Below are 24420 nucleotides of genomic sequence, written 5' to 3'. Positions count from 1 at the left end.
TTCTACTTTTCTTTTTCCTTTCTTTCCCGAATGAAGAACTTTAACGATGTGCCTTTAAATCCAAAGGCTTCTCTAATTTTATTTTCCAAATATCTTTGGTATGAAAAATGCATTAACTCTTTGTCATTTACAAAAATGACAAAAGTCGGCGGTTTAATTCCAACCTGAGTAATATAATACAGCCTTAATCTTTTTCCTTTGTCTGAAGGTGGCTGCTGCATAGCAACCGCTTCCATCATAATCTCATTTAAGACTCCCGTAGCAATACGAAGCGTTTGATTTTCAATCACCACATCTATCATATCAAAGAGTTTTGGTAACCGCTGCCCTGTTAACGCAGATACGTACATAATCTGAGCATACGGCATATAAGATAGTACACGACGCACCTCATGTTCATATTCCTTCGTGGTCTTATTGTTCTTCTCAATGGCATCCCATTTGTTGACTACAATAACGATTCCCTTTCCTCTTTCATGGGCAATCCCTGCAATTTTCGCATCCTGCTCTGTAATACCTTCTATTGCATCGATCACAATCAGAACAATGTCTGCCCGCTCCACAGCCGTTACCGTTCGAATAATACTATAACGCTCCAGCTCTTCTTTAATCTTGGATTTTCGGCGCAGTCCTGCTGTATCAATGAATACATAATCTTTTTTATTATGCCGTATTTGAGTATCAATAGCATCTCTCGTAGTCCCTGCAATATCAGATACAATAACCCGTTCCTCACCTAAAAGCTTATTAATAATTGAGGACTTTCCTACATTCGGCTTTCCTACTATGGCAATTCTTGGACGATCATCTTCTTCCTCTTCTTTTGCATTTGAAGGAAAATGCTTCACCACTTCATCCAACATATCTCCGATTCCCAAACGAGATGCTGCACTAATCGGAATTGGTTCCCCAATCCCCAGGTTGTAAAACTCATAAACGTCTGGTAAAAACTTGTTGAAATTATCGACTTTATTGACAACTAGTAAAACCGGCTTTCTGGAACGTCTTAATAAATCTGCTACTTTCGCATCTGAATCCACAAGACCTTGCCTTACATCCGTTATAAATAGAATAACATCTGCTGTATCAATAGCAATTTGGGCTTGTTCTCTCATCTGGGAAAGAATAATATCCTGACTATCTGGTTCAATCCCCCCTGTATCAATTAAGGTAAAATCTTTATCCAGCCAGTTCACTTCTGCATATATACGATCCCTTGTTACACCGGGAGTATCTTTTACGATTGATATTTTATCACCTGCTAATAAATTAAACAATGTTGACTTCCCTACATTTGGGCGTCCTACAATTGCTACAATTGGCTTACTCATTCTTTTCTCCTATTTCTATTCCTGGTTCAATCACTTCTAACCTAACAATTATATATCAGAATAGAGAATTTGTCATGTTTTATTGCTTACTCTCTTAAAAAATGATATAAATAATAGGAGAATATAACTGAGGAGAATCAAAAATGTCTAATATAAAACTAATAGAAGAAGCTATGCCCGTCGCTTCACTTCGTATCGCTGCTTTAGACAGCTGCAAGGATTTAGGCGAAAAAGTGAATAATCATATCGTTAACTTCAGAAAAGAGTATAAAAAAGAGTGTGAAGAAAAATCCAGAGACTATCTGGAATGTGATCGAGACAATTACTTAATTGATATTTCCACTCCACGTTTCGGCTCTGGAGAAGGAAAAGGTGTCATCGGGGAAACCATTCGTGGAAAAGACTTGTTTATTATGGTAGATGTTTGTAACTACAGCCTTACCTATACTGTAAATGGTCACATTAATCATATGTCTCCGGATGATCATTATCAAGACTTAAAACGTATTATTCAAGCCACCACCGGCAAGGCAAAAAGAGTTAATGTAATCATGCCTTTCCTTTATGAAAGCAGACAACATAAAAGAACCAAAAGAGAATCTTTAGATTGTGCAATTGCTTTAGAAGAACTGATTCAAATGGGAGTCGATAACATTATCACTTTTGATGCTCACGACCCTCGTGTTGTAAATTCGATTCCTCTCCATGGTTTCGATAACTTTAGCCCTGCTTACCAGTTCATCAAAGCACTTTTACGAGTAGAGACAGACTTACAGGTAGACAAAGATCATCTCATGATGATCAGCCCTGATGAAGGAGCTATGCACAGAGCAATTTATTTTTCAAATGTACTTGGAATTAATATGGGAATGTTTTATAAAAGAAGAGATTATTCTACCGTTGTAAACGGAAAAAACCCTATCCTTTCCCATGAATACCTTGGCGATGATTTAAATGGCAAGGCTGTAATCGTTGTGGATGATATGATATCCTCTGGAGACAGTATTCTAGATGTTGCAAAACAAGTGAGTACACAAGGCGCAAGTAAGGTTATCCTTTGCACCACATTTGGCCTTTTTACAGAGGGATTAGATAAATTCGATGAATATTATGAAAAAGGATATTTTGACCGGGTTATTACAACCAACCTTACTTATCTTCCCCCAGCTATTTTAGAAAGACCTTATTTTACCATTGCTGATATGAGTAAGTTTTTAGCACTGATTATCGATTCAAATAATCATGATGTCACGATGAGCAGCGTGTTGGATCCTACCACAAAAATCAAACAACTCTTGGAAAAATATAATAAGTAATACAAAAGGTCTCCTACGATAAAATTGATTATCATAGAAGACCTTTTATAATGAAATACTATTCCGCCCTTGGAAAACTGGTATAGCTTTCTCCTGGCACTAAATTAATCCCTCTTGCAGCCGCCAATTCCGAGACCGTCACTAACTGGAATCCTCTTTCCATAAGCTTCGGAACAGCTTCTATTGCTGCATCAACCGACTCTTTATAAATATCATGCAGCAGAATAATATCTCCATCTTCTGCAGTCCCTAATATATGATCTACAATTTGTCTTTTGTTCTTCGTTTTCCAGTCCAGCGTATCCCGATTCCATAGAATCATAGGTGTACCCACATGTGTCCGAACCTTATCATCAATTGCTCCATAGGGAGGGCGAAGAGACGTTCCCCTCTTTCCGATTGCACCGGCTATTAAGTCATTGGTTCGGTTAACCTCACCTGCTATCTCTGCCCCGCCAAGCTTCGTCAGCTGAGGATGGGAAAAGGAATGATTCGCTACTTCGCAACCAATTTTATCCATTTTTTTCAATGTCTCTTCATATCCCGGTATATTCGACCCAAGCAAAAAGAATGTAGCGGTTGCATCATACTTTTCTAATCCGTCCAAAAGCTCATCTGTAAATTTCCCTGGACCATCATCAAAGGTAAGTGCAATCATCGGCTTGCTGGTATCAATACCTTCCACCTCCCGCTTCGTCATCTTTCCAGCTTTTCCAAACACACACTTGAATCTGCCAATTGTCTGCTTCCCTGTAAGCATTTGTCCTTCTTCATCAAAGTAGTAGGTTGCTCCATCTATATCAGAAAATCCTACGGTTGCGGCACCACTATCCTGAAAATAATAACTCTTATCCTTAATGTCTTTCCAGCCTCTTTGCATTACCCCGTTTTTATTAAAATAATACAATACACCTGTAGTATCTCTTTTTAAGCCTACTGTCTTATCACCGTTTTCGTCAAAATAATAGTATTTGTTTTTATAAAAAATAAATTCGTTTAAAACATATCCACCTTCGTAGCGCTGGAATTTATCTCCCTTCCATTTCCCTACAGGATGGACGATTGTAAGCTGTCCATTTTTAACAACTACATTCACCTTTTTCTTCCAGTCAGAATGCAGCTTTTCCTTTATATCTTCGTCTAAAAGAATCTTTACCCCATACTTTCCTTCCATCGTTGCTTTCTCCGAATCAAAAGATATTTTATAACCTTTCTTTCCTTGAAATTCCTCCAATAAATCCTTTGAAGTAAGGCCCGCTTCTTTCGATAACGGTTTATCTTTTAAATCTTTTCCTTTCACTTGTACTTCAAAGCTTGGAATTTCCTCTCCTCTTTTAATTTGGATACTTTTAACTGTAAGAGTGATTTCAGGATGTTTGATTTTTGATTTCACAAACTTAATTCCTTGTATTAATAAAATAAATATCAAAAAAAGAATGCCCAGTAACATTAGTATTCTGACATTCCTTTTTTTTCTTCTACGTGCTAAAACACGTTTTCTGCTCATTCCTCGACTACTCATACTGTTCTCCCCTATAATAAAACTCTAATTCCAGTATACTGTGACGAGATGCTTTTTTCAATTTAAATATCTATTACGTTTTTCTTACGTTTATGTTAACAAACGCACTTTTTTTACTCCATCTACAGATGCCAATTTATCAATCACATCTTGAGGAACCTCGCTGTCAATATCAATCATCGTATATGCAAAACTCTTTTTCCCTTTATTTGACATATCCGCTATATTCATAGAAGCTTCTCCCAGAATATTAGAAAATTGCCCAATCATGTTTGGCTTATTCTCATGGAGAAGAGTGATTCTTGAATTTTCACCCCGGAATCCCATATCACAATCCGGATAATTCACCGAATTTTTAATATTTCCATTTTCAATGTAATTCATCGTTTCCTTGACAGCCATTTTTGCACAGTTATCTTCCGACTCCTCTGTTGAAGCCCCTAAATGAGGAATTACAATCGCACCCTTCACTCCAACAATTTTAGGTGTTGGAAAATCCGAAACATAATTTTTAACTTTTCCGGAAAGCAATGCATCTACCATATCTTCTTCATTTACCAAGGTATCTCTTGCAAAGTTTAAAATCACAACATTTTTTTTCATTAAGGTCATTGCATTTTTATCAATCATTCCTATGGTAGACTCTAATGCTGGTACATGTACGGTTATATAATCACACTCTTTGTAAAGTTCATCCAAGGTTTTTGCATGATGTATGCTTCTGGAGAGTCTCCATGCCGCATCAACCGATACATAGGGATCGTATCCATAAACATCCATTCCCAGATGGGTTGCTGCATTTGCTACCAATACACCAATCGCACCTAAACCAATAACTCCCAGTTTTTTTCCATCTAATTCCCGTCCTGCAAAAGCTTTTTTTGCCTTTTCTGTTTCTTTCGCAATATTACCATCTTCTTCTTTTTCCTGAACCCAATTAACTCCACCGATAATATCCCGGGAAGCCAACAGCATTCCTGCAATAACAAGCTCCTTAACCCCATTGGCATTGGCACCTGGAGTATTAAAAACTACAACTCCTTCTTTGGTACATTGATCTAATGGAATATTATTAACTCCTGCTCCTGCACGAGCGATGCACAGAAGCTCTTTTCCCAGCTCCATTTCGTGCATAGACGCACTACGTACAAGAATTGCCTGGGCATCTTTCGCGTCTTTAACTGGTATGTAATTTTCTGTAAAACGATTTAATCCAACCTCTGCAATTGGATTTAAGCAATGATAGTGATACATCTTAAAGGTTCTCCTCTTCAAACTTCTTCATGAATTTTATTAATGCTTCAACACCCTCTTTCGGCATGGCATTGTATATGCTTGCACGCATACCGCCTACACTTCGGTGTCCTTTTAGATTCTCAAAGCCTTCTTCTTTTGCTTCTTCTACAAATTTTTTATCGAGTTTTTCATCTCCCGTTATAAAACAAACGTTCATAAGAGATCGGTCCTGCTTTCGTGCAGTTCCTTTGAACATATGACTGCTGTCAAGAAAATCATAAAGAATCCCGGCCTTTTCCTCGTTCATCTTCTTCATACCTTCTAAACCGCCCTGAGATTTAATCCATTTAAAAACCAGCCCGCAAATATATATCCCATATGCCGGTGGTGTATTATAAAGAGAATCTGCTTTGACATGAGTATCATAACGCAGCATAGTTGGCGTACCCTCAAATACCTCATCTCCTAATAAATCCTCGCGGATAATTGCAATTGTGACTCCTGCCGGTCCAATATTTTTTTGTGCCCCACCAAAGAGCATTCCATATTTTGTAACATCCATAGGTTCTGATAGAAAACAAGAGGATATATCCGAAATCAGGGGAATTCCTTTTGTATCCGGAAGGGTACTATACTTCGTACCATAAATTGTATTATTCTCACAAATATAAACGTAGTCTGCATTTTTCGAAAATGCCAAATTGTCCAAGTCCGGTATGTAGGAAAAGGTCTTATCCTCTGAAGAGGCAATCACATTTGCCTTTCCATACAACTGCCCTTCCTGAGCCGCTTTCTTCGCCCACTGCCCTGTTACAATATAATCTGCTTCATGGTTTTTCATAAGGTTCATGGGAATCATTGCAAATTGTGTTGAAGCCCCTCCTTGCAAAAAAAGAATCTTATAGTTATCAGGTATTGATAAAAGTTCTTTCAAATCAGCCTTTGCCTCATTTAAAATCCCTTCATATACCTTCGATCTATGGCTCATCTCCATAACGGACATCTGACTTCCCTTATAATCCAACATTTCATTTGCTGCTTCTTGCAATACCTCTTTCGGAAGTACCGCTGGACCTGCCGAAAAATTATAGACTGTTTTCATTTTCTTACTCCTTTTTTTCCATATCAGTTTCATCAAACACTTCATCAATTGCTGCTCCCGGTGCTACCATAGGCCAAACCTTTTCATCTGAATCAATCTGACAATCAATCACAACCGGTTTCCCAAAAGTCAGTGCTTCTTTTAATGCCTTTTTAAATTCTTGCTTTGTCGTTGCGCGGATTCCCTTTGCCCCCATTGCTTCTGCAAGAAGAACAAAGTCAACCTGATCATTGAGTACCGTAGCCGAATAACGCTTTCCATAAAACAAATCCTGCCACTGTCTTACCATTCCCAGTACATGATTATTTACTACAACCTGAATAATAGGAACATTATATCTGACTGCAGTCGCAATCTCATTCATATTCATACGGAAGCACCCATCTCCTGCCACATTGATGACCACCTTGTCCGGGCATCCTATTTTTGCCCCTATGGATGCTCCAAGACCATATCCCATAGTTCCAAGACCTCCTGAGCTTAAGAAAGTTCTTGGCTTTGTATATGCATAAAACTGGGATGCCCACATTTGATGCTGTCCTACTTCTGTAACAATAATTGCCTCTCCCTTGGTTTCTTTGTAGATTTCTTCTACAATACCAGGACCCGTCAAGCCATGTGTCGGATAACTGAGAGGATATTTTTGTTTGTATCCCAAAATTCGATTCACCCATGTTTCATGATTTTGAGGCTCCAGCTTTTCATTCAACTTCTGTAATACTTCTTTTATATCTCCTATAATAATGCCTTGAACCAACACATTTTTATTTATTTCCGCTTCATCTATATCAATCTGAAGAATTTTTGCATTCCGGGCAAATTTCTTGGCATTCCCTGTAACACGATCACTGAATCTGGCACCTATTACCACAAGTAAATCACATTCACTCACACCATAATTGGCGGTTTTTGTTCCATGCATCCCAAGCATTCCTGTGTATCGTTTATCATTTCCGGGATACGCTCCTTTTCCCATTAACGTATCACAAACCGGTGCATCTATCTTCTGGACAAACTCCCAGATTTCTTGATCTGCCTCCGAAATAATTGCTCCGCCTCCTACAAATACATAAGGTGCTTTTGACTTTCGGATCATTTTCAATGCAGCATCAATCGACTTTTCGTTCAATACACGTTCTACTTTATTTGTCTTAACAACACCAGACTTAAAATCTGTTTTACTTGCTGTAACATCCTTTGGTATATCCACCAATACAGGTCCTGGCCTTCCCTGCTTCGCAATAATAAAAGCTTTGCGAATTGCAGTTGCAAGGTCCTTCACATCTTTTACAATATAATTGTGCTTTGTAATTGGCATGGTAATGCCTGCAATATCAATTTCCTGAAAGCTATCCTTTCCAAGAAGAGAAACTCCCACATTGCAAGTGATTGCCACCATTGGCACTGAATCCATATATGCCGTAGCAATCCCAGTAACCAGATTGGTTGCACCGGGTCCACTTGTTGCCAGACAAACTCCGACTTTTCCTGTTGCTCGTGCATACCCATCTGCAGCATGGGACGCCCCTTGTTCATGGGAGGTTAACACATGGGTGATTTCATCACTGTGTTTATACAATTCATCATATACATTTAAAATTGCTCCTCCCGGAAACCCAAATACAGTGTCTACACCCTGCTCCTTGAGGCATTCAATTACAATCTCTGCTCCTGATTTCTGCATGAATGTAATCCTCCTTACTCTTCACATTTAGGTACTTCTAATATCGCACCACGATTTCCGCTGGTTACCATGCTTGCATATCTGGTTAAATAGCCGGATGTAATATTCGGCTTTCTCGGTACCCAGTTTTGCTTTCTTTTTTCCATTTCATCATCACTTACTTGAACCTCCAGGGTATACTCTGGTATATTGATGCGAATAATATCCCCTTCTTCAATCAACGCAATAGGACCGCCGACTGCCGCTTCCGGTGATACGTGTCCAATTGAAGCGCCTCTGGACGCTCCACTGAATCGTCCATCTGTAATCAATGCAACAGAAGAACCCAGTCCCATACCTGCAATTGCTGAGGTAGGATTCAGCATTTCAGGCATGCCAGGGCCACCCTTTGGACCCACATAGCGAATTACCACAACATCTCCTGCTACAATACAACCCTTCTTAATTGCATCAATTGCATCCTCTTCACAATCAAATATCCTTGCCGGTCCTTCATGCACAAGCATTTCTTCAACAACAGCCGATCTCTTTACCACGCTTCCATCTGGTGCAAGGTTTCCCTTCAAGACCGCAATTCCACCTGTTTCACTGTAAGGATTCTCAATTGGCCGGATGACATCTGCATCTAAATTTTGTACTCCTTCCAAATTTTCCTTTACTGTTTTTGTCGTAACAGTCATGCATTCTGTATGAAGCAATGATTTTTTATCCAGCTCTTTCATGACAGCGTATACTCCACCTGCCCCATTTAGGTCTTCCATGTAGGTGTTTCCTGCTGGTGCTAAGTGACACAGGTTCGGTGTCTTTTCACTGATTCCGTTTGCAAAATCAATCTCAAAATCCATTCCTATCTCATGAGCAATTGCGGGTAAATGAAGCATACTGTTTGTAGAACATCCGAGAGCCATATCTACCGTTAAAGCATTTAAAATTGCTTCTTCTGTCATAATGTCTCTTGGCTTGATTCCTTTTCTATATAACTCCATAACCTGCATTCCTGCATGCTTTGCCAAGCGAATACGATCGGAATAAACAGCAGGTATGGTTCCATTACCACTTAATCCCATTCCTAAAACTTCTGTCAAACAATTCATGCTATTCGCCGTATACATCCCTGAGCAGGATCCACAAGTTGGACATGCTTTATTTTCAAACTCCTCCAAATCCTCATCTGACATAAGTCCTGCCGCATTCGCCCCTACCGCTTCAAACATACTGGATAAGGAAGTTTTCTTTCCAAACATTTTTCCTGCCAGCATAGGGCCTCCGCTTACAAATATCGTAGGCACATTGACTCTGGCCGCTGCCATTAAAAGTCCCGGTACATTTTTATCGCAGTTAGGCACCATTACAAGAGCATCAAATTGGTGCGCGATGGCCATTGCCTCTGTTGAATCTGCAATTAAATCTCTTGTTACAAGAGAATATTTCATTCCTGTATGTCCCATGGCAATCCCATCACAAACAGCAATTGCCGGAAAAACAACCGGTGTTCCCCCTGCCATGGCAACTCCTAGTTTTACGCCATCTACAATCTTATCCAGATTCACATGACCTGGAACAATTTCATTATAAGAACTTACGATTCCCACCAATGGACGCTCTCGTTCTTCCTTTGTAAACCCTGCCGCATTAAAGAGCGAACGATGGGGTGCTTGTTGCTTCCCTGTTTTTACAGCATCACTTTTCATACTTTGCCTCCTCTTATTGTATCCCTTCAGCGATTTTACTTCCCATTTCTTCTGTCCCAATCAGAGTTGTGCCTTCTGACACAATATCAATGGTACGGTATCCTTGCTTTAATACATTTTTAACACTTTCTTCTATGGCTTTCCCTTCTGCATCCAAGTCAAAGGAATAACGAAGCATCATTGCAGCAGATAAGATTGTCGCAATCGGATTTGCTATTTTTTGTCCCGCAATATCCGGTGCCGAACCACCACTTGGTTCATAGAGCCCAAACTTCGTTTCATTAAAACTAGCACTTGGCAGCATGCCAATAGATCCGGTTACCATACTCGCCTCATCAGACAGGATGTCTCCAAACATATTTTCAGTTAAAATTACATCAAATTGCTTTGGATTTTTCACCAGCTGCATTGCACAATTATCTACAAGCATATGTGTCAATGTTACCTCTGGGTAGTCTTTTGCAACTTCTTCTACGACATTTCTCCACAATCTGGAAGAATCCAATACGTTTGCTTTATCAACACTGATGACTTTACAGCTTCTTTTCTTTGCAATTTCAAATGCCTTTATACTGATTCTTCTTATTTCTTCTTCACTGTATGTAAGACTATCATATGCTACACGCATACCGTTTTCATTTACCGTTTTTCTCTCACCGAAATACAAGCCACCTGTCAGCTCCCGCATAATCACCATATCAAAGCCGCCTGATATAATGCTCTCCTTTAGAGGGCACGCCTCTTTTAGTTCTTCATACAAGGTAGCCGGACGAAGATTGGCAAAAAGATTAAAGGCCTTCCGGATTTTTAAAAGACCTGCTTCCGGTCTCTTTGCTGGTTCTAATTGATACCATGGCGAAGTAGTGGGATCCCCACCTATAGACCCCATTAAAATGGCATCACACTGTTGTCCTTCTCTTATGGTCTCATCCGTTAGTGGTTCTCCGTATACATCAATGGAAGCTCCTCCCATTAAAAGCTCTTTATATACAAAAGTGTGACCGAAAGAACCAGCAATCTTATCAAGAACCTTAATTGCTTCCTGTACGATTTCCGGACCGATTCCGTCACCTCTTATCACTCCAATTGTTGCTTTCATTTCATCACCCTTCCTTTTAAAACTATACAGTACATCATATCTTATTTTTATATTCCTTTCAAGACTTTACTTCACTAAATTGTTAAATTGTCACATCAGCACAGTAACTCTCTTCTGTCGAATACTCTCTTTGGACATTTTCACCTCTTATAACACCTCTTTTACAAAACGAAGAGGCAATATCTGTGCCAGACTATATTCTTTGATTTCCCCTTTCTCCTCCAGAAAAATCTGAAAATCATCCTGACAAAATTCACTCATTACCTGACGGCACACTCCACAAGGCGAAGCCATCACTTCTTCCCCTTCACTGTTTTTTGCCGTTACAGCAATTGCAGCAAACTCTTTGTGTCCTTCACTGACTGCTTTGGCAATTGCAACTCTCTCTGCACATATTGTTGGTGAATAGGCTGCATTCTCAATATTGGTTCCTTTAAATATACTACCTTCTTTTGTAAGAACAGCTGCTCCTACTTGAAAACCGGAATAAGGAGAATAGGAATTTTCCATCGCCTTTTTGGCCTCTTGTATTAATTTCTCTTTCACGCTCCAAACCTCCTATATATCTAAAGCGATTTCCATCATTTGAGTAAACCCGGTTTCCCGTTCTTGAGAAGTCAAAGCATCTTCTTTGAATAAGTGATCGGATATACTGGCTATGCAAAGAGCCTTCTTTTTAGCCCATGCTGCATTCATATATAAGGCTGCCGCCTCCATCTCTACTGCTAATACACCCATTTTCTGCCATCTCTTATTTACCGTCTCGTCTGCATTATAGAAAACATCTGAAGACACCAAGTTCCCTACCTTAACAGAGACTTTCATATCTTTTGCCTTTTTTACAGCTCTTTCCAATAAATCATAATCTGCTATCGGTGCAAAAGTTCCCGGCAAATTAAATTGTCTTTGGTAACTGGAATCGGTACATGCCCCCATACCAATTACTACGTCCTTTAAATTCAAATCCATGGCAAGACCTCCGGCTGAACCCACTCGAATGATCTCCTCCACATCGTAAAAATGAAACAACTCATAGGAATAGATACCAATCGATGGAATTCCCATTCCACTTCCCATAACGGAAACTTCTCTTCCTTTATATGTTCCTGTATATCCCAGCATATTGCGAACGGTATTAAATTCCCGAACGTCCTCCAAATAAGTCTCTGCAATAAATTTTGCCCGCAGAGGATCTCCCGGCATTAATACTTTTTTGGCAATTTCACCTTTTTCTCCCGAATTATGTGGTGTACTCATATGCTTTTCCTCCTTTTTTTGACATTTCTACTATCATATCATTTTTTAACACAAAAAAACAGGGACGGTATTAATCAACCTTCCCTGTATGTAATATCCTGTTTGCATTATCCACTCTATCTTTTTCAGGTGGCTCAACTCCTTTTAATGGATAATCCAGCCCCAATTCCTTCCACTTGTATTCTCCTAAGTTATGGTAGGGAAGCACTTCTACCTTCTCAACATTTTTTAAGGTTTGAATAAATGAATTTAACGCCTTTAAATCTCTATCATTGTCCGTTAATCCAGGAACCAAAACGTGGCGAATCCAGACTGGCTGACGAATCTCACTTAAATATTGAGCCATATCCAAAATATTGGAATTCTTTTGCCTTGTCAGCTCTATATGTTTCTCTTCATTAATCTGCTTAATATCTAATAAAATCAAATCCGTCACTTCCAACAGCCGTTGGAATTTCATAAAAAAGGGATTCTGTCTGGTAAAAGGATTCCCACTGGTATCTAAGGTCGTGTGAATGCCCTCTTCCTTGGCCAGGGTGAATAATTCAATCAAAAAGTCAATCTGAATCAAAGGTTCTCCACCGCTTACAGTGATTCCCCCTTCTTTCCCCCAATACGAGCGATACCGGAGAGCTTTTTGAATCAGCTCTTTTGCCTCATAAGGTGTTCCGCCTTGTATATCCCAAGTGTCTGGGTTGTGACAAAACTGACACCTCATGGGACAACCTGCTGTAAAAATCACATATCGTACCCCTGGACCGTCAACTGAACCAAAGCTTTCCAAAGAGTGCACATATCCTTTTGCCATAAAAATCCCTTCCTTTCTTCAAACTCTATAAGGTATTATGACACGTTCTTGCTATTACGTCTAGTTGCTGCTCTTTTGTTAAGTCAATAAATTTAACCGCATAGCCTGACACACGAATGGTAAAGTTTGCATACTCTTCCTTCTGAGGATTTTCCATAGCATCTTTTAGCTTCTCTACCCCAAAAACATTGACATTTAAGTGATGGGCTCCCTGAGAGAAATATCCATCCATAATAGTCGTCAGCTTATTGATTCTTTCTTCCTCTGTGTGTCCCAGTGCTCCCGGATTAATTGTTTGTGTGTTAGAAATCCCATCTAAAGCCTCCTCATATGGAAGTTTTGTAAGAGAGTTCAGGGATGCCAGCAAACCACTTTGTTCTGCACCGTAAGATGGATTTGCTCCAGGCGCTAAAGGTTCTCCTGCTTTTCTTCCGTCAGGTAATGATCCGGTTGCTTTTCCATAGACTACGTTTGATGTAATCGTAAGAATTGATGTCGTTGGTTCAGAGTCTCTGTAAGTGTGACACTTTTTGAGCTTACTCATAAATGTCTTTAAAAGCCAAACCGCAATATCATCTGCTTTATCATCATCATTTCCATAACGTGGAAATTCTCCTTCGGGTATGTAATCAACTGCGATTCCTTGTTCATCACGGATGACCTTTACTTTTCCGTATTTCACAGCGCACAGAGAATCTACTACATGAGAGAAACCTGCAATACCTGTTGCAAAGGTACGTCTTACATTCGTATCAATAAGAGCCATTTCTGCCGATTCATAATAATACTTGTCATGCATGTAATGAATCATATTCAAGGTATCAACATATAATTTCGAGAGCCATTCCAGCATCACGTCATAGCGTTCCATTAACTCATCGTAGTCCAAATATTCTCCTGTAATTGGTCTGTATGCCGGTGCAACCTGTTCTTTTGTCTTCTCATCTACACCACCATTGATTGCATAAAGTAAGCATTTTGCCAAGTTTGCTCTTGCTCCAAAAAATTGAATTTCTTTTCCTGTTTGGGTTGCAGATACACAACAGCAAATTGAATAATCATCTCCCCATACCGGTCTCATCACATCATCATTTTCATATTGTATAGAACTGGTTTCCACTGAAATATAAGCTGCATATTTCTTGAAAGTTTCTGGTAAACGTTCTGAATAAAGGACCGTTAGGTTTGGTTCTGGAGAAGGACCCATATTCTCCAGTGTATGCAGGAATCGGAAATCATTTTTTGTCACCATGCTTCTGCCATCCTGACCGAGTCCTCCCACTTCCAATGTAGCCCATACCGGATCACCTGAAAACAACTCATTATAGGCGGTATGTCTTGCGAATTTAACCATACGGAACTTCATAACCATGTGGTCAATTAACTCTTGTGCTTCATCCTCTGTTAAAATTCCTTTTTCCATATCTCTTTTAATGTAGATATCTAAGAAGGTGGATATTCTTCCCACACTCATTGCAGCACCATTTTGAGTTTTAATTGCTGCAAGGTAGCCAAAGTATAACCACTGAACTGCCTCTCTCGCATTTTGGGCTGGTTCACTAATATCAAACCCATAGATTGCAGCCATTTCTTTCATTTCTTTTAAAGCCTTAATCTGATCTGCGATTTCTTCTCTTAAACGGAAATCTGTCCCTTTCATCCCATGACGTTCACCTTCTATAAAATCAGCTTTTTTGCATTCAATCAGCTCATCAATGCCATAAAGGGCAATTCTTCTGTAATCCCCTACAATTCGTCCTCGTCCATAGGTATCTGGAAGTCCTGTAATGATTTTGTTATGTCTTGCTTTTTTCATTTCCGGTGTATAAATATCAAATACACCTTGATTGTGTGTCTTGTGGTACTTTGTAAATATTTCTACCATCTTTTCATTCGGCTTATAACCATATGTTTCACACGCTTTTACTGCAAGATTAATTCCTCCATAAGGCATAAAAGCTCTTTTGAGGGGTTTGTCAGTCTGGATGCCCACTACCTTTTCTAATTCCTTTAATTCCTCATTAATATATCCAGGTCCATAGGCTGTTAAGCTGGATACCACTTCTGTCTCCATATCCAAGACACCATTTTTTTCTCTTTCAGCTTTTTGTAATTTTTGCAATTCTCCCCAAAGCTTATTTGTTGCCTCTGTAGGATCACTTAAGAAAGATTCATCTCCTTCATAGGGTGTGTAATTCTCCTGAATAAAATCACGTACGTCTACACCATACTTCCATAACCTACCCTTAAAACCGTCCCATTGTGTCCATTCTTTCATATGTTATTTCTCCTTTCAAAATAAGGTGATTAATCTTTTCACATGAAGTATAGCATTTTAAAAAGCCAAGTCAATGGTTTTATTGATAATAGTAATCAATACTTACTTTGTACGCGATTTAGTACAATTTATGTACGGGGATTAGTACAATAAAAAGAAGACCCTTCATAAAAATGGGTCTTCTAAATCTTATAACTTATTCTTGTCCTGGTTTTTCAACCTGAGAAATTGCTTCTTTTTTCATTGGAATTCTACAATTCTTATTACTTCCAAATTCTACAACAACGTCTTCATCCGTCATGTCAATAATCACACCGTAAAAACCACTTGTTGTAAGTACTGTATCTCCAACAGCCATTTCAGACAGCATAGATTGTACTCTCTTCTGTTCTTTTCTTTGTGGTCTCATGAAAATAAACCAAAAACCACCAATAATTACAGCATATATTACGATGAGCAATGCCGAATTCATTCCGCCGCCCGCGTTTGCTAAAACATACATGTTCTTTCCTCCTGACTTTTTTTCACACTAAGGATATCATACACAATTTATATCCTTACATCAAGTATTTTTCGTCATTTCCTCTATTTTTCTTTTCTTAAACTCTGTAAACCTGCCCTCATCCAACGCAAGTCTGATATCCTCCATCAAATGATTGTAAAAATACAAATTATGAAGTACTAACAAGCGCATACCCAACATTTCTTTTGCTTTTAGCAAATGTCGGATGTAGGCTCTGGAATACTTGCTGCAGGCTGGACATCCACACCCCTCTTCTATTGGTCTGGCATCCAATTCAAACTTTGCATTAAATAGATTGATTTTCCCTTGATTTGTATAGGCGTGTCCATGCCTGCCATTGCGGCTGGGATAGACACAATCAAAGAAATCAACACCTCGCTCCACAGCCTCTAATATATTGATAGGAGTACCCACTCCCATTAAATAGGTGGGTTTGTTCTGAGGAAGATGTGGCACGACCGCATCCAGTATACGATACATCTCTTCGTGACTTTCCCCTACTGCCAAACCACCGATTGCATATCCTGGTAAATCCAATTCCGCGATTTCCTTCGCATGAGCAATACGTACATCTTCTAAAACACCTCCTTGGTTAATACCAAAAAGAAGCTGCTCCTTATTCACTGTATCCGGCAAATCATTTAACCGGCTCATCTCTGCTTTACAACGCTTAAGCCATCTGGTTGTACGTTCTACCGACTGCTCAATATAAGCTCTTTCATGGACGCTTGCCGGACATTCATCAAAAGCCATGGCAATCGTAGATCCAAGATTGGATTGAATCTGCATGCTTTCTTCCGGACCCATAAAAATTTTCCGCCCATCTATATGGGATTGAAAATGTACACCCTCTTCTTTTATTTTCCGAAGACCTGCAAGAGAAAACACTTGGAAACCACCTGAGTCTGTTAGAATAGGACGATCCCACACCATAAATTTGTGGAGTCCTCCAAGTTTTTTTACAACTTCATCCCCTGGTCTCAAATGAAGATGATACGTATTCGATAACTGGACCTGTGTATCAATCTCCTTTAAATCTTCTGTAGAGACAGCTCCTTTAATCGCCGCCGCAGTTCCTACGTTCATAAAAACCGGGGTTTCTATCACCCCGTGTACCGTGTGTAGACGCCCCCGTTTTGCTTTACCTTCTGTTTTTAATAATTCGTACATTTATTCTCCTAATAATAACAAACAACTGGAACACCAGAATATACAAGACTATACATCAACGCTGCCTGATCCGTAGGCATATTAATACACCCTCTCGAACCATAAGTCAAATAACGATCTCCTCCAAACACTGGCTGCCATGAAGCATCGTGAAATCCGATTCCACCATTGAAAGGCATCCAATATTGAACTGGTGACTCATATTCATAAGAACCATCTGGCATCTTCTTGCCACGAAGAACTTGATCCGTTGTCTTATAAGCTAAAAAGAACAGTCCCGGAGGAGTTTCCCATCCTTTGTTCGGATTTCCAGTTACAACTGGAGAATCTAAAACAACCTGTCCGTCTTGTACAAAAAATGCTCTCTGTCCACTCAAATCAACGGCTGCATACGTATTGCCAAACCCATTATTTTCATGGGTAATACCTCTGCTGCTATAAGCCGGCTCACGCTTGATTTCTTCCTTGTTTTTTATATTGTTTGTTAACGCTGTAAATTCTTCTTCCTGATTAATATTCCATCCAAAACTACCACTATTCACCTGTGCCGCTCTTCCATCAGGCGTGGTAAAGTCAACTGTTTGTCCAACTGTATTATATTTTTCAGCTAAAGACGCAATATAAGCACGTACTGCATCCTCATTAAAAGAAACATTCATTTTCCCGTCTGTACTAAGCCATTGAGAAATCAGTGTTCCATCTACTACCTCTTCACTGGGAGTAAAGTCATAGGTGACTTTTGCTCCTAAATAGTTATTCATCGTATCCTTTGCAGCTATGACCTCCTTTGATTCAGAGGTGTATGCTGGCGTTTCATAAACTCCCGCTTTTTGAAGATTGATTTCAGAATTAAATCCATTCAGTGCTGTTTTAATGGCTTCATCAAACTTTTCCCGAACCACCTTTGATCCAACTACCTCATTCTCTACTTCAAAGCTTCCATTCTTAAAAACTGGATGGGCATTAACTGGCGCAACCTGATTTTCCTCTTTTAGACACTCTAATGTTGCAAGCCTTGCTTCCAGCTTTTCTTTATCATACTCTACCCCAACATTCGCCTTCATTTTAGGATGATCCCAAAGCGCTTTAAACCAAAGCATAGAATTCTGTTTGTCAACAAGCTTTTTCACATCATCTCCGGCAACATACTTTAAATCTATATCTGTTCCTAATATTTTTTCTTCAATATCACTATTTCCTTGTAGTGTCAAAGAGTAATTATCCACTTGTTCTTCAAAGTAGGCCTGCACCTGTTCGACACTCTTTAGTGAAAAATCCGTTCCATTAATTTTGGTAAAGAAAAAGAAGTGACTTGAAAAATAAAAGCTGCCTGCTAAATAAACCACCAAAATCAACCCTAGTATCGTTCCTAAGGTTATCCCTATTGCTTTCTTCTTTTTTCGGCGCTTTTCAAGCTTTTCTTCTATCGTTACGGTCTCATCTACCATGACGGTCTCATCCGTTACAGTCTCTTCTATGACTTCCTCATCGACAAGATTCGTAACCACAGGCTCAGGCTCAGGTACAGGCACGCTAGAATTATGCTCTGCTTTCCTTTTCCTATTTTTACTTTTCTCTTTTTCTTTTTTGTTTTCATCCTTTTTTGACAAACTTTCATAGAATTCATTCATTGTTTCTTCAACAATATCATCCTTATGTGTACCATTAGTACCCATCGCTATCGACTCCTTACTCATATCTCCCTTTGTTTTCACACACTTACATGCTCCATTGTATTACATTTTCCTTCATAAGTATAGTAGTATTTTTAAGTTTTTCATGTATAATAGTAACTACATATTGTGTTAAAGGAGAAAAATTATGGCAGGATCTAATTTTGGAAAGAATTTTCGTGTTACAACCTGGGGAGAATCCCATGGAAAAGGCATTGGCGTTGTAGTTGATGGGTGCCCCAGCAACCTTCCTCTTTCAGAGAAGGATATCCAAGAATACTTAGACCGTAGAAAGCCTGGTCAAAGTCAATACACAACCAAACGTAATGAAGATGATCAAGTTGAAATATTATCTGGAGTCTTTGAAGGTAAAACCACTGGCACCCCTATCTCGCTGCTAATCCGAAATAAAGATCAACATTCCCGGGATTATGGAAACATAAAAGATGCATTCCGTCCCGGACACGCAGATTATACCTTTGATTCTAAATACGGTATTCGTGATTACAGAGGCGGCGGCCGCTCCTCTGGCCGGGAAACAATTGGCCGTGTGGCAGCTGGAGCAATTGCGTCAAAAATATTAAAAGGTTTGGGAATCACCCTTATTACCTACACGAAAGCCATTGGACCTCATGTGATTGATGATAAAGATTATAATCTCAATGAAATATTTTGCAATCCCCTCTATATGCCTTCTAAAAATATTGCCGCAAAAGCCGGGCTCTATTTAGAAAACTCTATTAAAGAAAAAGATTCCGTTGGAGGAATTATAGAAGGACAAGTATTGGGACTTCCCCCGGGTATTGGAGAACCTGTTTTTGATAAATTAGATGCTTGTCTTTCCAAAGCACTTATGAGCATTGGCGGAGTGAAAGGAATTGAGATTGGCAGTGGTTTTGAAGCAGCTAAAATGCCTGGAAGCCTTCATAATGATTCCTTTCAGATAAAAGACAACAAAGTCGATAAGGCTACAAACCATGCAGGAGGTATTCTTGGTGGGATAAGTGATGGAAGCCCGCTGACCTATCGCCTTGCAGTAAAACCAACCCCCTCTATTGCCCAGATGCAAAGAACAATCAATCAGGATCATACTGAAATCAACCTTGAAATCACCGGCAGACACGACCCAATCATTGTTCCACGGGCAGTTGTGGTTGCAGAGGCGATGACAGCTATTACAGTGCTTGATTTACTTATGGAAAATACCCATGCAAAAATGGAATATCTGGAAATCATTTACAAGCAGACATTTGTGTAAACTTTGTCTGCTTTTTCTATTGCTTCTTCAAAAAAAATATGTATAATAGTACTAGTCACTTGTTTACTAATACTAAATTCAAAGTTTATTTTTACTGTGTTTATTACACTAAGGAGAACCCATGGAAATCGGTCAAAAACTAAAAGAGCTGCGTGTATCAAAAGACTTAACTCAGGAGGAGCTGGCAAATCGTGCAGAACTGTCCAAAGGCTTTATTTCCCAATTAGAAAGAAATCTAACCTCTCCCTCGATTGCTACTTTAGTGGATATATTGCAGTGCCTTGGCACTAGTATTCACGAGTTTTTTGAGGAGGAAAAGGAGGAACAAGTTGTTTTTCGTTATGAGGACTATTTTGAAAAAATCGACTCTGAACTCTGTAATAAAACAGAATGGATTATTCCAAATGCCCAAAAGAATATGATGGAGCCTATTCGAGTCACCTTAGAAGCGAACGGTTCTACCTATTTGGATATGCCACACGAAGGTGAAGAATTTGGTTATGTCTTACGGGGTGATATTAAAATTTTTATTGGAAAACATAGTTACAGTGCAAAAAAAGGTGAATCTTTTTACTTTGTACCAAGCAAAGAACATTATATTAAAGCTGGGAAAAAAGGTGCTTCTCTTCTTTGGGTAAGTACACCCCCTAGCTTTTAAACACATTGTGGGAGGTTTGTGATGGCAAATAAATTAATTGATATTGTGAATATTTCAAAATCTTTTGGAGACAATCTTGTTTTAGACAATTTGAATCTATACATAAGACAAAATGAATTTTTAACCCTTTTAGGCCCCAGTGGTTGTGGAAAAACCACTCTCTTGCGTATTCTGGGCGGATTCGAATCAGCGGATCATGGAGAAATAATTTTTGAAGGGAAAAATATAAATAGTCTCGCTCCAAACAAGCGTAAGCTAAATACAGTTTTTCAGAAATATGCGCTTTTTACCCATATGACAATTGCTGAAAATATTGCATTCGGACTAAAAATTAAGGGGAAGACCTCTTCCTATATCAGTGACAAAATTAAATATGCACTAAAACTGGTGAATTTAGATGGATTCGAAAATCGTATGCCGGATTCTTTAAGTGGTGGTCAGCAACAGCGTGTTGCCATTGCCAGAGCCATTGTAAACGAGCCGAAAGTTCTTTTGTTGGACGAACCATTAGGGGCTCTTGATTTAAAACTTCGACAAGATATGCAGTACGAGTTGATCCGCTTAAAAAATGAGCTGGGTATTACCTTTGTCTATGTGACCCATGATCAAGAAGAAGCCCTTACTATGTCCGACACAATTGTGGTTATGAACCAAGGATACATCCAACAAATCGGGACTCCAGAAGATATTTATAACGAACCACAAAATGCCTTTGTTGCTGACTTCATTGGGGAGAGCAATATTCTTTCCGCTCTCATGGTTGAAGATAAGCTTGTAAAAATCCTCGGAGTTGATTTTCCCTGTGTTGATATAGGATTTGGTAAAAACAGACCCGTAGATGCCGTAATCAGGCCGGAAGACGTAGAACTTGTGACTCCTGACAAAGGAATTCTCCAAGGTATCGTCAGCCACTTAATATTTAAAGGGGTACATTACGAGATGGAGGTAGAAGCGAATAATTTCACTTGGCTTGTACACAGTACTGATATGTTTCCAGTGGGAACAAATGTAGGAATTTATGTAGATCCCTATAATATCCAGATAATGAAGAAACCAAAAACAGAAGATGCGGAGGCGGTAGGCGTTGAAGAATAAAAGAAAAATTTACAAACAATTACTTGCAGGACCCTATTTATTGTGGTCAATTGCTTTTATCTTAATACCTCTTTTTATGATTGTATATTACGGACTTACCACATCAGACAATACCTTTACCCTCCGTAATATTGCTCAAATTACAACAGACGAAAACTTAAAGGCTTTGGGCCTTGCCCTGCTTCTTTCTTTTATAAGCACAGTGATTTGCTTGATTTTAGCTTATCCATTAGCAATGATTTTAACAAGTTTCAATGTCAATCAATCCAGTTTTGTTGTTTTGATTTTTATTCTTCCTATGTGGATGAATTTTTTACTTCGTACACTGGCATGGCAGAATCTATTAGAAAAAAATGGAGTCGTCAATACTATTTTAAACGCACTTCACTTGCCGACTCTTAATATTATCAATACGCCCTACGCAATCATTCTTGGCATGGTATACAACTTTTTGCCTTTTATGGTACTGCCTATTTATAATGTTCTTTCAAAGATTGATAAAGATGTGGTTCATGCTGCCCAGGATTTAGGTGCGAACAGTATTCAAACCTTTATGCGTATTATCCTGCCTTTAAGTGTACCAGGTATTATCAGTGGTATTACCATGGTCTTTGTTCCTGCCCTTACCACCTTTGTGATTTCTGACCTTTTAGGCGGAAGTAAGATTTTACTAATTGGTAATGTCATCGAACAAGAATTTAAACAGGGAAGTAACTGGCATGTAGGAAGTGGTCTTTCTCTTGTCATGATGGTTTTTATTATTATCAGTATGGCCTTGATAGCCAAATACGATAAAGAAGGGGAGGGAAGTGGATTCTAATGAAAAAGTTTATACAGAGATTCTATCTCATTTTGATTTTAATACTATTGTACTCTCCTATTGTTACACTGATTGTTTTATCCTTTAACAACTCAAAGACCAGAGCAAAATGGGGTGGGTTCACAGTAAAGTGGTATGCCTCTCTTTTCCAGAATCAGGACATTATGAACGCCCTCTATACCACATTAATCATCGCCTTTGCAAGTGCCTTTCTCGCTACCATTATTGGTACCGCCGCCGCTATTGGCATACAGGCAATGCGCAAAAGTGTACGGACACCTATTATGGCTGTTACAAATATTCCCATGTTAAATGCCGATATTGTAACCGGTATTTCACTTATGCTGCTGTTTGTGGCAATTCGGTTCTCCCTTGGATTTACAACAATTTTATTTGCACACATTACCTTTAACATTCCTTACGTAATTTTAAGCGTAATGCCAAAGTTAAAACAAACCAATAAAGCTACCTATGAAGCCGCATTAGATCTCGGCGCTTCTCCTATTTATGCTTTTTTTAAAGTAGTGTTTCCAGACATCTTTCCTGGAATTTCTTCCGGATTTTTACTCGCCTTTACGATGTCCCTGGATGATTTTATTATCACACACTTCACCAAAGGCCCGGGAGTAGATACTTTGTCCACAAAAATTTATGGCGAAGTCCGTAAAGGGATAAAGCCGGAAATGTATGCTCTGTCTACACTTTTATTTGTCTCAGTTCTACTATTGCTTTTTGTTGTCAATCTTTCTCCTTCTGATAAGGAAAATAAAAAGGTGGTAAAACATCGAAAACAAAAGCAGTTTATTTTCCGCAGGCTGGTTCCTGCCCTTCTCCTTCTTGTACTTATTGGAGGTGGAATCTTCTACGGACGCAGCTCTAACCTCACCGGTAAAGAGCAGGTAATTGTATATAACTGGGGAGAGTATATGGATCCTGAGGTCTTAGATTTATTTGAAGAAGAAACAGGTATTCAAGTAGTTTATGAAGAGTTTGAAACCAATGAAATCATGTACCCCAAAATTCAATCCGGTGCCATTGCCTATGATGTAGTTTGTCCTTCTGACTATATGATTCAACGGATGATTGAAAATAATCTACTTGCAGAATTGAATTATGACAACATTCCAAATGCCAAAAATATTGGAGAAACTTATTTTATACAATCCAAACAATTTGATCCCGAAAACAACTTCTCCATTCCCTATTGCTGGGGAACAGTGGGTATTCTGTACAATAAAACGATGGTAGAGGAACCCATCGACAGTTGGTCTGTGCTTTGGGATGAGCAGTATAAAGATAACATATTAATGCAGGATAGTGTTCGTGATGCCTTTGGGGTTACTCTAAAATATTTGGGCTATTCTCTTAACTCAACAGATTTAGATGAATTGGAAGCCGCTAAAAAACTTCTCATTGAACAAAAGCCCCTTGTACAGGCCTACGTTATTGATCAGGTTCGGGATAAAATGATTGGTAATGAAGCAGCACTTGGAGTGATTTACTCGGGTGAGGCTATCTATACACAATGGGAAAACGAAAACCTTGAATATGTCATTCCAAAAGAAGGCTCCAATGTTTGGATTGATTCATGGGTCATTCCGAAAAACTCAAAGAATAAAGAAAATGCAGAGGCGTTTATAAATTTCCTCTGCAGAGCTGATATTGCGAAAATGAATTTCGACTATATTACGTATTCCACACCCAATGATGCAGCCCGTGATCTCATTGAAGATGAAGCTCTCAAAAACAGTCCTATAGCTTTTCCTCCAAAAGAGGATTTAGAAAGATGTGAAACCTTCTCCTTCTTAGGAGATGAAAACGACGCCCTCTATAACCGGCTATGGCGAGAAGTAAAAAGCAACTAATGTTAAAGTCCACGGTTCAATCCGTGGACTTTAA

Annotated in this window: 20 protein-coding genes; 6 read left to right on the top strand and 14 right to left on the bottom strand. The window is 39.0% G+C overall.

Translation table 11 applies throughout. From position 1 onward, the window contains the following. Positions 1-2: 2 nt before the first annotated feature. Complete coding sequence (gene der, locus NHH15_RS03825) at positions 3-1331, bottom strand: ribosome biogenesis GTPase Der (protein WP_262065328.1); 1329 nt, start codon at positions 1329-1331, stop codon at positions 3-5. A 143-nt stretch (positions 1332-1474) separates the two neighbouring features. On the opposite strand from der, the gene NHH15_RS03820 reads away from it, so the two are divergent. Then, positions 1475-2647 carry a ribose-phosphate pyrophosphokinase gene (locus tag NHH15_RS03820; protein ID WP_262065327.1) on the top strand — a complete coding sequence of 391 codons (1173 nt, stop codon included), beginning with the start codon at positions 1475-1477 and terminating at the stop codon, positions 2645-2647. A 58-nt stretch (positions 2648-2705) separates the two neighbouring features. Here NHH15_RS03820 and NHH15_RS03815 read toward each other — a convergent pair whose 3' ends face one another. The 13 genes from NHH15_RS03815 to NHH15_RS03755 form a co-directional block, all read right to left on the bottom strand. Further along, positions 2706-4169: a polysaccharide deacetylase family protein gene (locus tag NHH15_RS03815; protein WP_262065326.1), complete on the bottom strand. Its 1464-nt coding sequence runs from the start codon at positions 4167-4169 to the stop codon at positions 2706-2708. Between the two features lie 90 nt (positions 4170-4259). Then, positions 4260-5423: a phosphoglycerate dehydrogenase gene (locus NHH15_RS03810; protein ID WP_262065325.1), complete on the bottom strand. Its 1164-nt coding sequence runs from the start codon at positions 5421-5423 to the stop codon at positions 4260-4262. A gap of 1 nt (position 5424) precedes the next feature. After that, on the bottom strand, positions 5425-6507 hold the full coding sequence (gene serC, locus NHH15_RS03805; RefSeq protein WP_262065324.1) for a 3-phosphoserine/phosphohydroxythreonine transaminase: 1083 nt from the start codon (positions 6505-6507) through the stop codon (positions 5425-5427). A gap of 4 nt (positions 6508-6511) precedes the next feature. Then, entirely contained in the window at positions 6512-8191 is a 1680-nt protein-coding gene (ilvB, locus tag NHH15_RS03800; RefSeq protein WP_262065323.1) for a biosynthetic-type acetolactate synthase large subunit, read from the bottom strand. A gap of 14 nt (positions 8192-8205) precedes the next feature. After that, positions 8206-9882, bottom strand: a complete 1677-nt coding sequence (gene ilvD / locus NHH15_RS03795; protein ID WP_262065322.1) for a dihydroxy-acid dehydratase — start codon at positions 9880-9882, stop codon at positions 8206-8208. A 13-nt stretch (positions 9883-9895) separates the two neighbouring features. Further along, the gene (gene leuB, locus NHH15_RS03790) at positions 9896-10981 is read right to left on the bottom strand and encodes a 3-isopropylmalate dehydrogenase (protein WP_262065321.1); all 1086 of its coding nucleotides are present in this window, start codon (positions 10979-10981) and stop codon (positions 9896-9898) included. A 147-nt stretch (positions 10982-11128) separates the two neighbouring features. After that, positions 11129-11527, bottom strand: a complete 399-nt coding sequence (gene cdd / locus NHH15_RS03785; RefSeq protein WP_262065320.1) for a cytidine deaminase — start codon at positions 11525-11527, stop codon at positions 11129-11131. Positions 11528-11539: 12 nt separating this feature from the next. Continuing rightward, positions 11540-12238: a purine-nucleoside phosphorylase gene (gene deoD / locus NHH15_RS03780; protein WP_262065319.1), complete on the bottom strand. Its 699-nt coding sequence runs from the start codon at positions 12236-12238 to the stop codon at positions 11540-11542. Positions 12239-12308: 70 nt separating this feature from the next. Then, positions 12309-13046, bottom strand: a complete 738-nt coding sequence (gene pflA / locus NHH15_RS03775; RefSeq protein WP_262065318.1) for a pyruvate formate-lyase-activating protein — start codon at positions 13044-13046, stop codon at positions 12309-12311. A gap of 25 nt (positions 13047-13071) precedes the next feature. Beyond that, entirely contained in the window at positions 13072-15324 is a 2253-nt protein-coding gene (pflB, locus tag NHH15_RS03770) for a formate C-acetyltransferase (RefSeq protein ID WP_262065317.1), read from the bottom strand. Positions 15325-15520: 196 nt separating this feature from the next. Continuing rightward, positions 15521-15826 (bottom strand): preprotein translocase subunit YajC, encoded by a 306-nt coding sequence (gene yajC, locus NHH15_RS03765; RefSeq protein WP_330639144.1) that lies wholly within the window; start codon positions 15824-15826, stop codon positions 15521-15523. Positions 15827-15886: 60 nt separating this feature from the next. Beyond that, on the bottom strand, positions 15887-17017 hold the full coding sequence (gene tgt / locus NHH15_RS03760) for a tRNA guanosine(34) transglycosylase Tgt (protein ID WP_262065316.1): 1131 nt from the start codon (positions 17015-17017) through the stop codon (positions 15887-15889). An 8-nt stretch (positions 17018-17025) separates the two neighbouring features. After that, positions 17026-18732 (bottom strand): L,D-transpeptidase family protein, encoded by a 1707-nt coding sequence (locus tag NHH15_RS03755; protein ID WP_262065315.1) that lies wholly within the window; start codon positions 18730-18732, stop codon positions 17026-17028. 106 nt (positions 18733-18838) lie between these two features. Between NHH15_RS03755 and aroC the strand changes: the two genes are divergently transcribed. The 5 genes from aroC to NHH15_RS03730 all read left to right on the top strand — a co-directional run bounded on the left by aroC (position 18839) and on the right by NHH15_RS03730 (position 24386). Next, positions 18839-19948, top strand: a complete 1110-nt coding sequence (gene aroC / locus NHH15_RS03750; RefSeq protein WP_262065314.1) for a chorismate synthase — start codon at positions 18839-18841, stop codon at positions 19946-19948. Positions 19949-20069: 121 nt separating this feature from the next. Then, positions 20070-20606: a helix-turn-helix domain-containing protein gene (locus NHH15_RS03745; protein WP_262065313.1), complete on the top strand. Its 537-nt coding sequence runs from the start codon at positions 20070-20072 to the stop codon at positions 20604-20606. 21 nt (positions 20607-20627) lie between these two features. Beyond that, complete coding sequence (locus NHH15_RS03740) at positions 20628-21701, top strand: ABC transporter ATP-binding protein (RefSeq protein ID WP_262065312.1); 1074 nt, start codon at positions 20628-20630, stop codon at positions 21699-21701. Then, entirely contained in the window at positions 21691-22521 is an 831-nt protein-coding gene (locus NHH15_RS03735) for an ABC transporter permease (protein ID WP_262065311.1), read from the top strand. The genes NHH15_RS03740 and NHH15_RS03735 overlap by 11 nt, the downstream gene beginning before the upstream one ends. After that, on the top strand, positions 22521-24386 hold the full coding sequence (locus NHH15_RS03730; RefSeq protein ID WP_262065310.1) for an extracellular solute-binding protein: 1866 nt from the start codon (positions 22521-22523) through the stop codon (positions 24384-24386). The genes NHH15_RS03735 and NHH15_RS03730 overlap by 1 nt, the downstream gene beginning before the upstream one ends. Positions 24387-24420: the final 34 nt, after the last annotated feature.

The organism is Aequitasia blattaphilus, assembly GCF_024721305.1.
Lineage (GTDB): Bacteria > Bacillota > Clostridia > Lachnospirales > Lachnospiraceae > Aequitasia > Aequitasia blattaphila.
This window is presented reverse-complemented; position numbering and strand designations above follow the sequence as displayed.

Excerpts from the sequence above, each read along its gene's own strand:
- der (WP_262065328.1), bottom strand. The coding sequence starts at position 1,331 with ATGAGTAAGCCAATTGTAGCAATTGTAGGACGCCCAAATGTAGGGAAG.
- NHH15_RS03820 (WP_262065327.1), top strand. The coding sequence starts at position 1,475 with ATGTCTAATATAAAACTAATAGAAGAAGCTATGCCCGTCGCTTCACTT.
- NHH15_RS03815 (WP_262065326.1), bottom strand. The coding sequence starts at position 4,169 with ATGAGTAGTCGAGGAATGAGCAGAAAACGTGTTTTAGCACGTAGAAGA.
- NHH15_RS03810 (WP_262065325.1), bottom strand. The coding sequence starts at position 5,423 with ATGTATCACTATCATTGCTTAAATCCAATTGCAGAGGTTGGATTAAAT.
- serC (WP_262065324.1), bottom strand. The coding sequence starts at position 6,507 with ATGAAAACAGTCTATAATTTTTCGGCAGGTCCAGCGGTACTTCCGAAA.
- ilvB (WP_262065323.1), bottom strand. The coding sequence starts at position 8,191 with ATGCAGAAATCAGGAGCAGAGATTGTAATTGAATGCCTCAAGGAGCAG.
- ilvD (WP_262065322.1), bottom strand. The coding sequence starts at position 9,882 with ATGAAAAGTGATGCTGTAAAAACAGGGAAGCAACAAGCACCCCATCGT.
- leuB (WP_262065321.1), bottom strand. The coding sequence starts at position 10,981 with ATGAAAGCAACAATTGGAGTGATAAGAGGTGACGGAATCGGTCCGGAA.
- deoD (WP_262065319.1), bottom strand. The coding sequence starts at position 12,238 with ATGAGTACACCACATAATTCGGGAGAAAAAGGTGAAATTGCCAAAAAA.
- pflA (WP_262065318.1), bottom strand. The coding sequence starts at position 13,046 with ATGGCAAAAGGATATGTGCACTCTTTGGAAAGCTTTGGTTCAGTTGAC.
- pflB (WP_262065317.1), bottom strand. The coding sequence starts at position 15,324 with ATGAAAGAATGGACACAATGGGACGGTTTTAAGGGTAGGTTATGGAAG.
- yajC (WP_330639144.1), bottom strand. The coding sequence starts at position 15,826 with ATGTATGTTTTAGCAAACGCGGGCGGCGGAATGAATTCGGCATTGCTC.
- tgt (WP_262065316.1), bottom strand. The coding sequence starts at position 17,017 with ATGTACGAATTATTAAAAACAGAAGGTAAAGCAAAACGGGGGCGTCTA.
- aroC (WP_262065314.1), top strand. The coding sequence starts at position 18,839 with ATGGCAGGATCTAATTTTGGAAAGAATTTTCGTGTTACAACCTGGGGA.
- NHH15_RS03745 (WP_262065313.1), top strand. The coding sequence starts at position 20,070 with ATGGAAATCGGTCAAAAACTAAAAGAGCTGCGTGTATCAAAAGACTTA.
- NHH15_RS03740 (WP_262065312.1), top strand. The coding sequence starts at position 20,628 with ATGGCAAATAAATTAATTGATATTGTGAATATTTCAAAATCTTTTGGA.
- NHH15_RS03730 (WP_262065310.1), top strand. The coding sequence starts at position 22,521 with ATGAAAAAGTTTATACAGAGATTCTATCTCATTTTGATTTTAATACTA.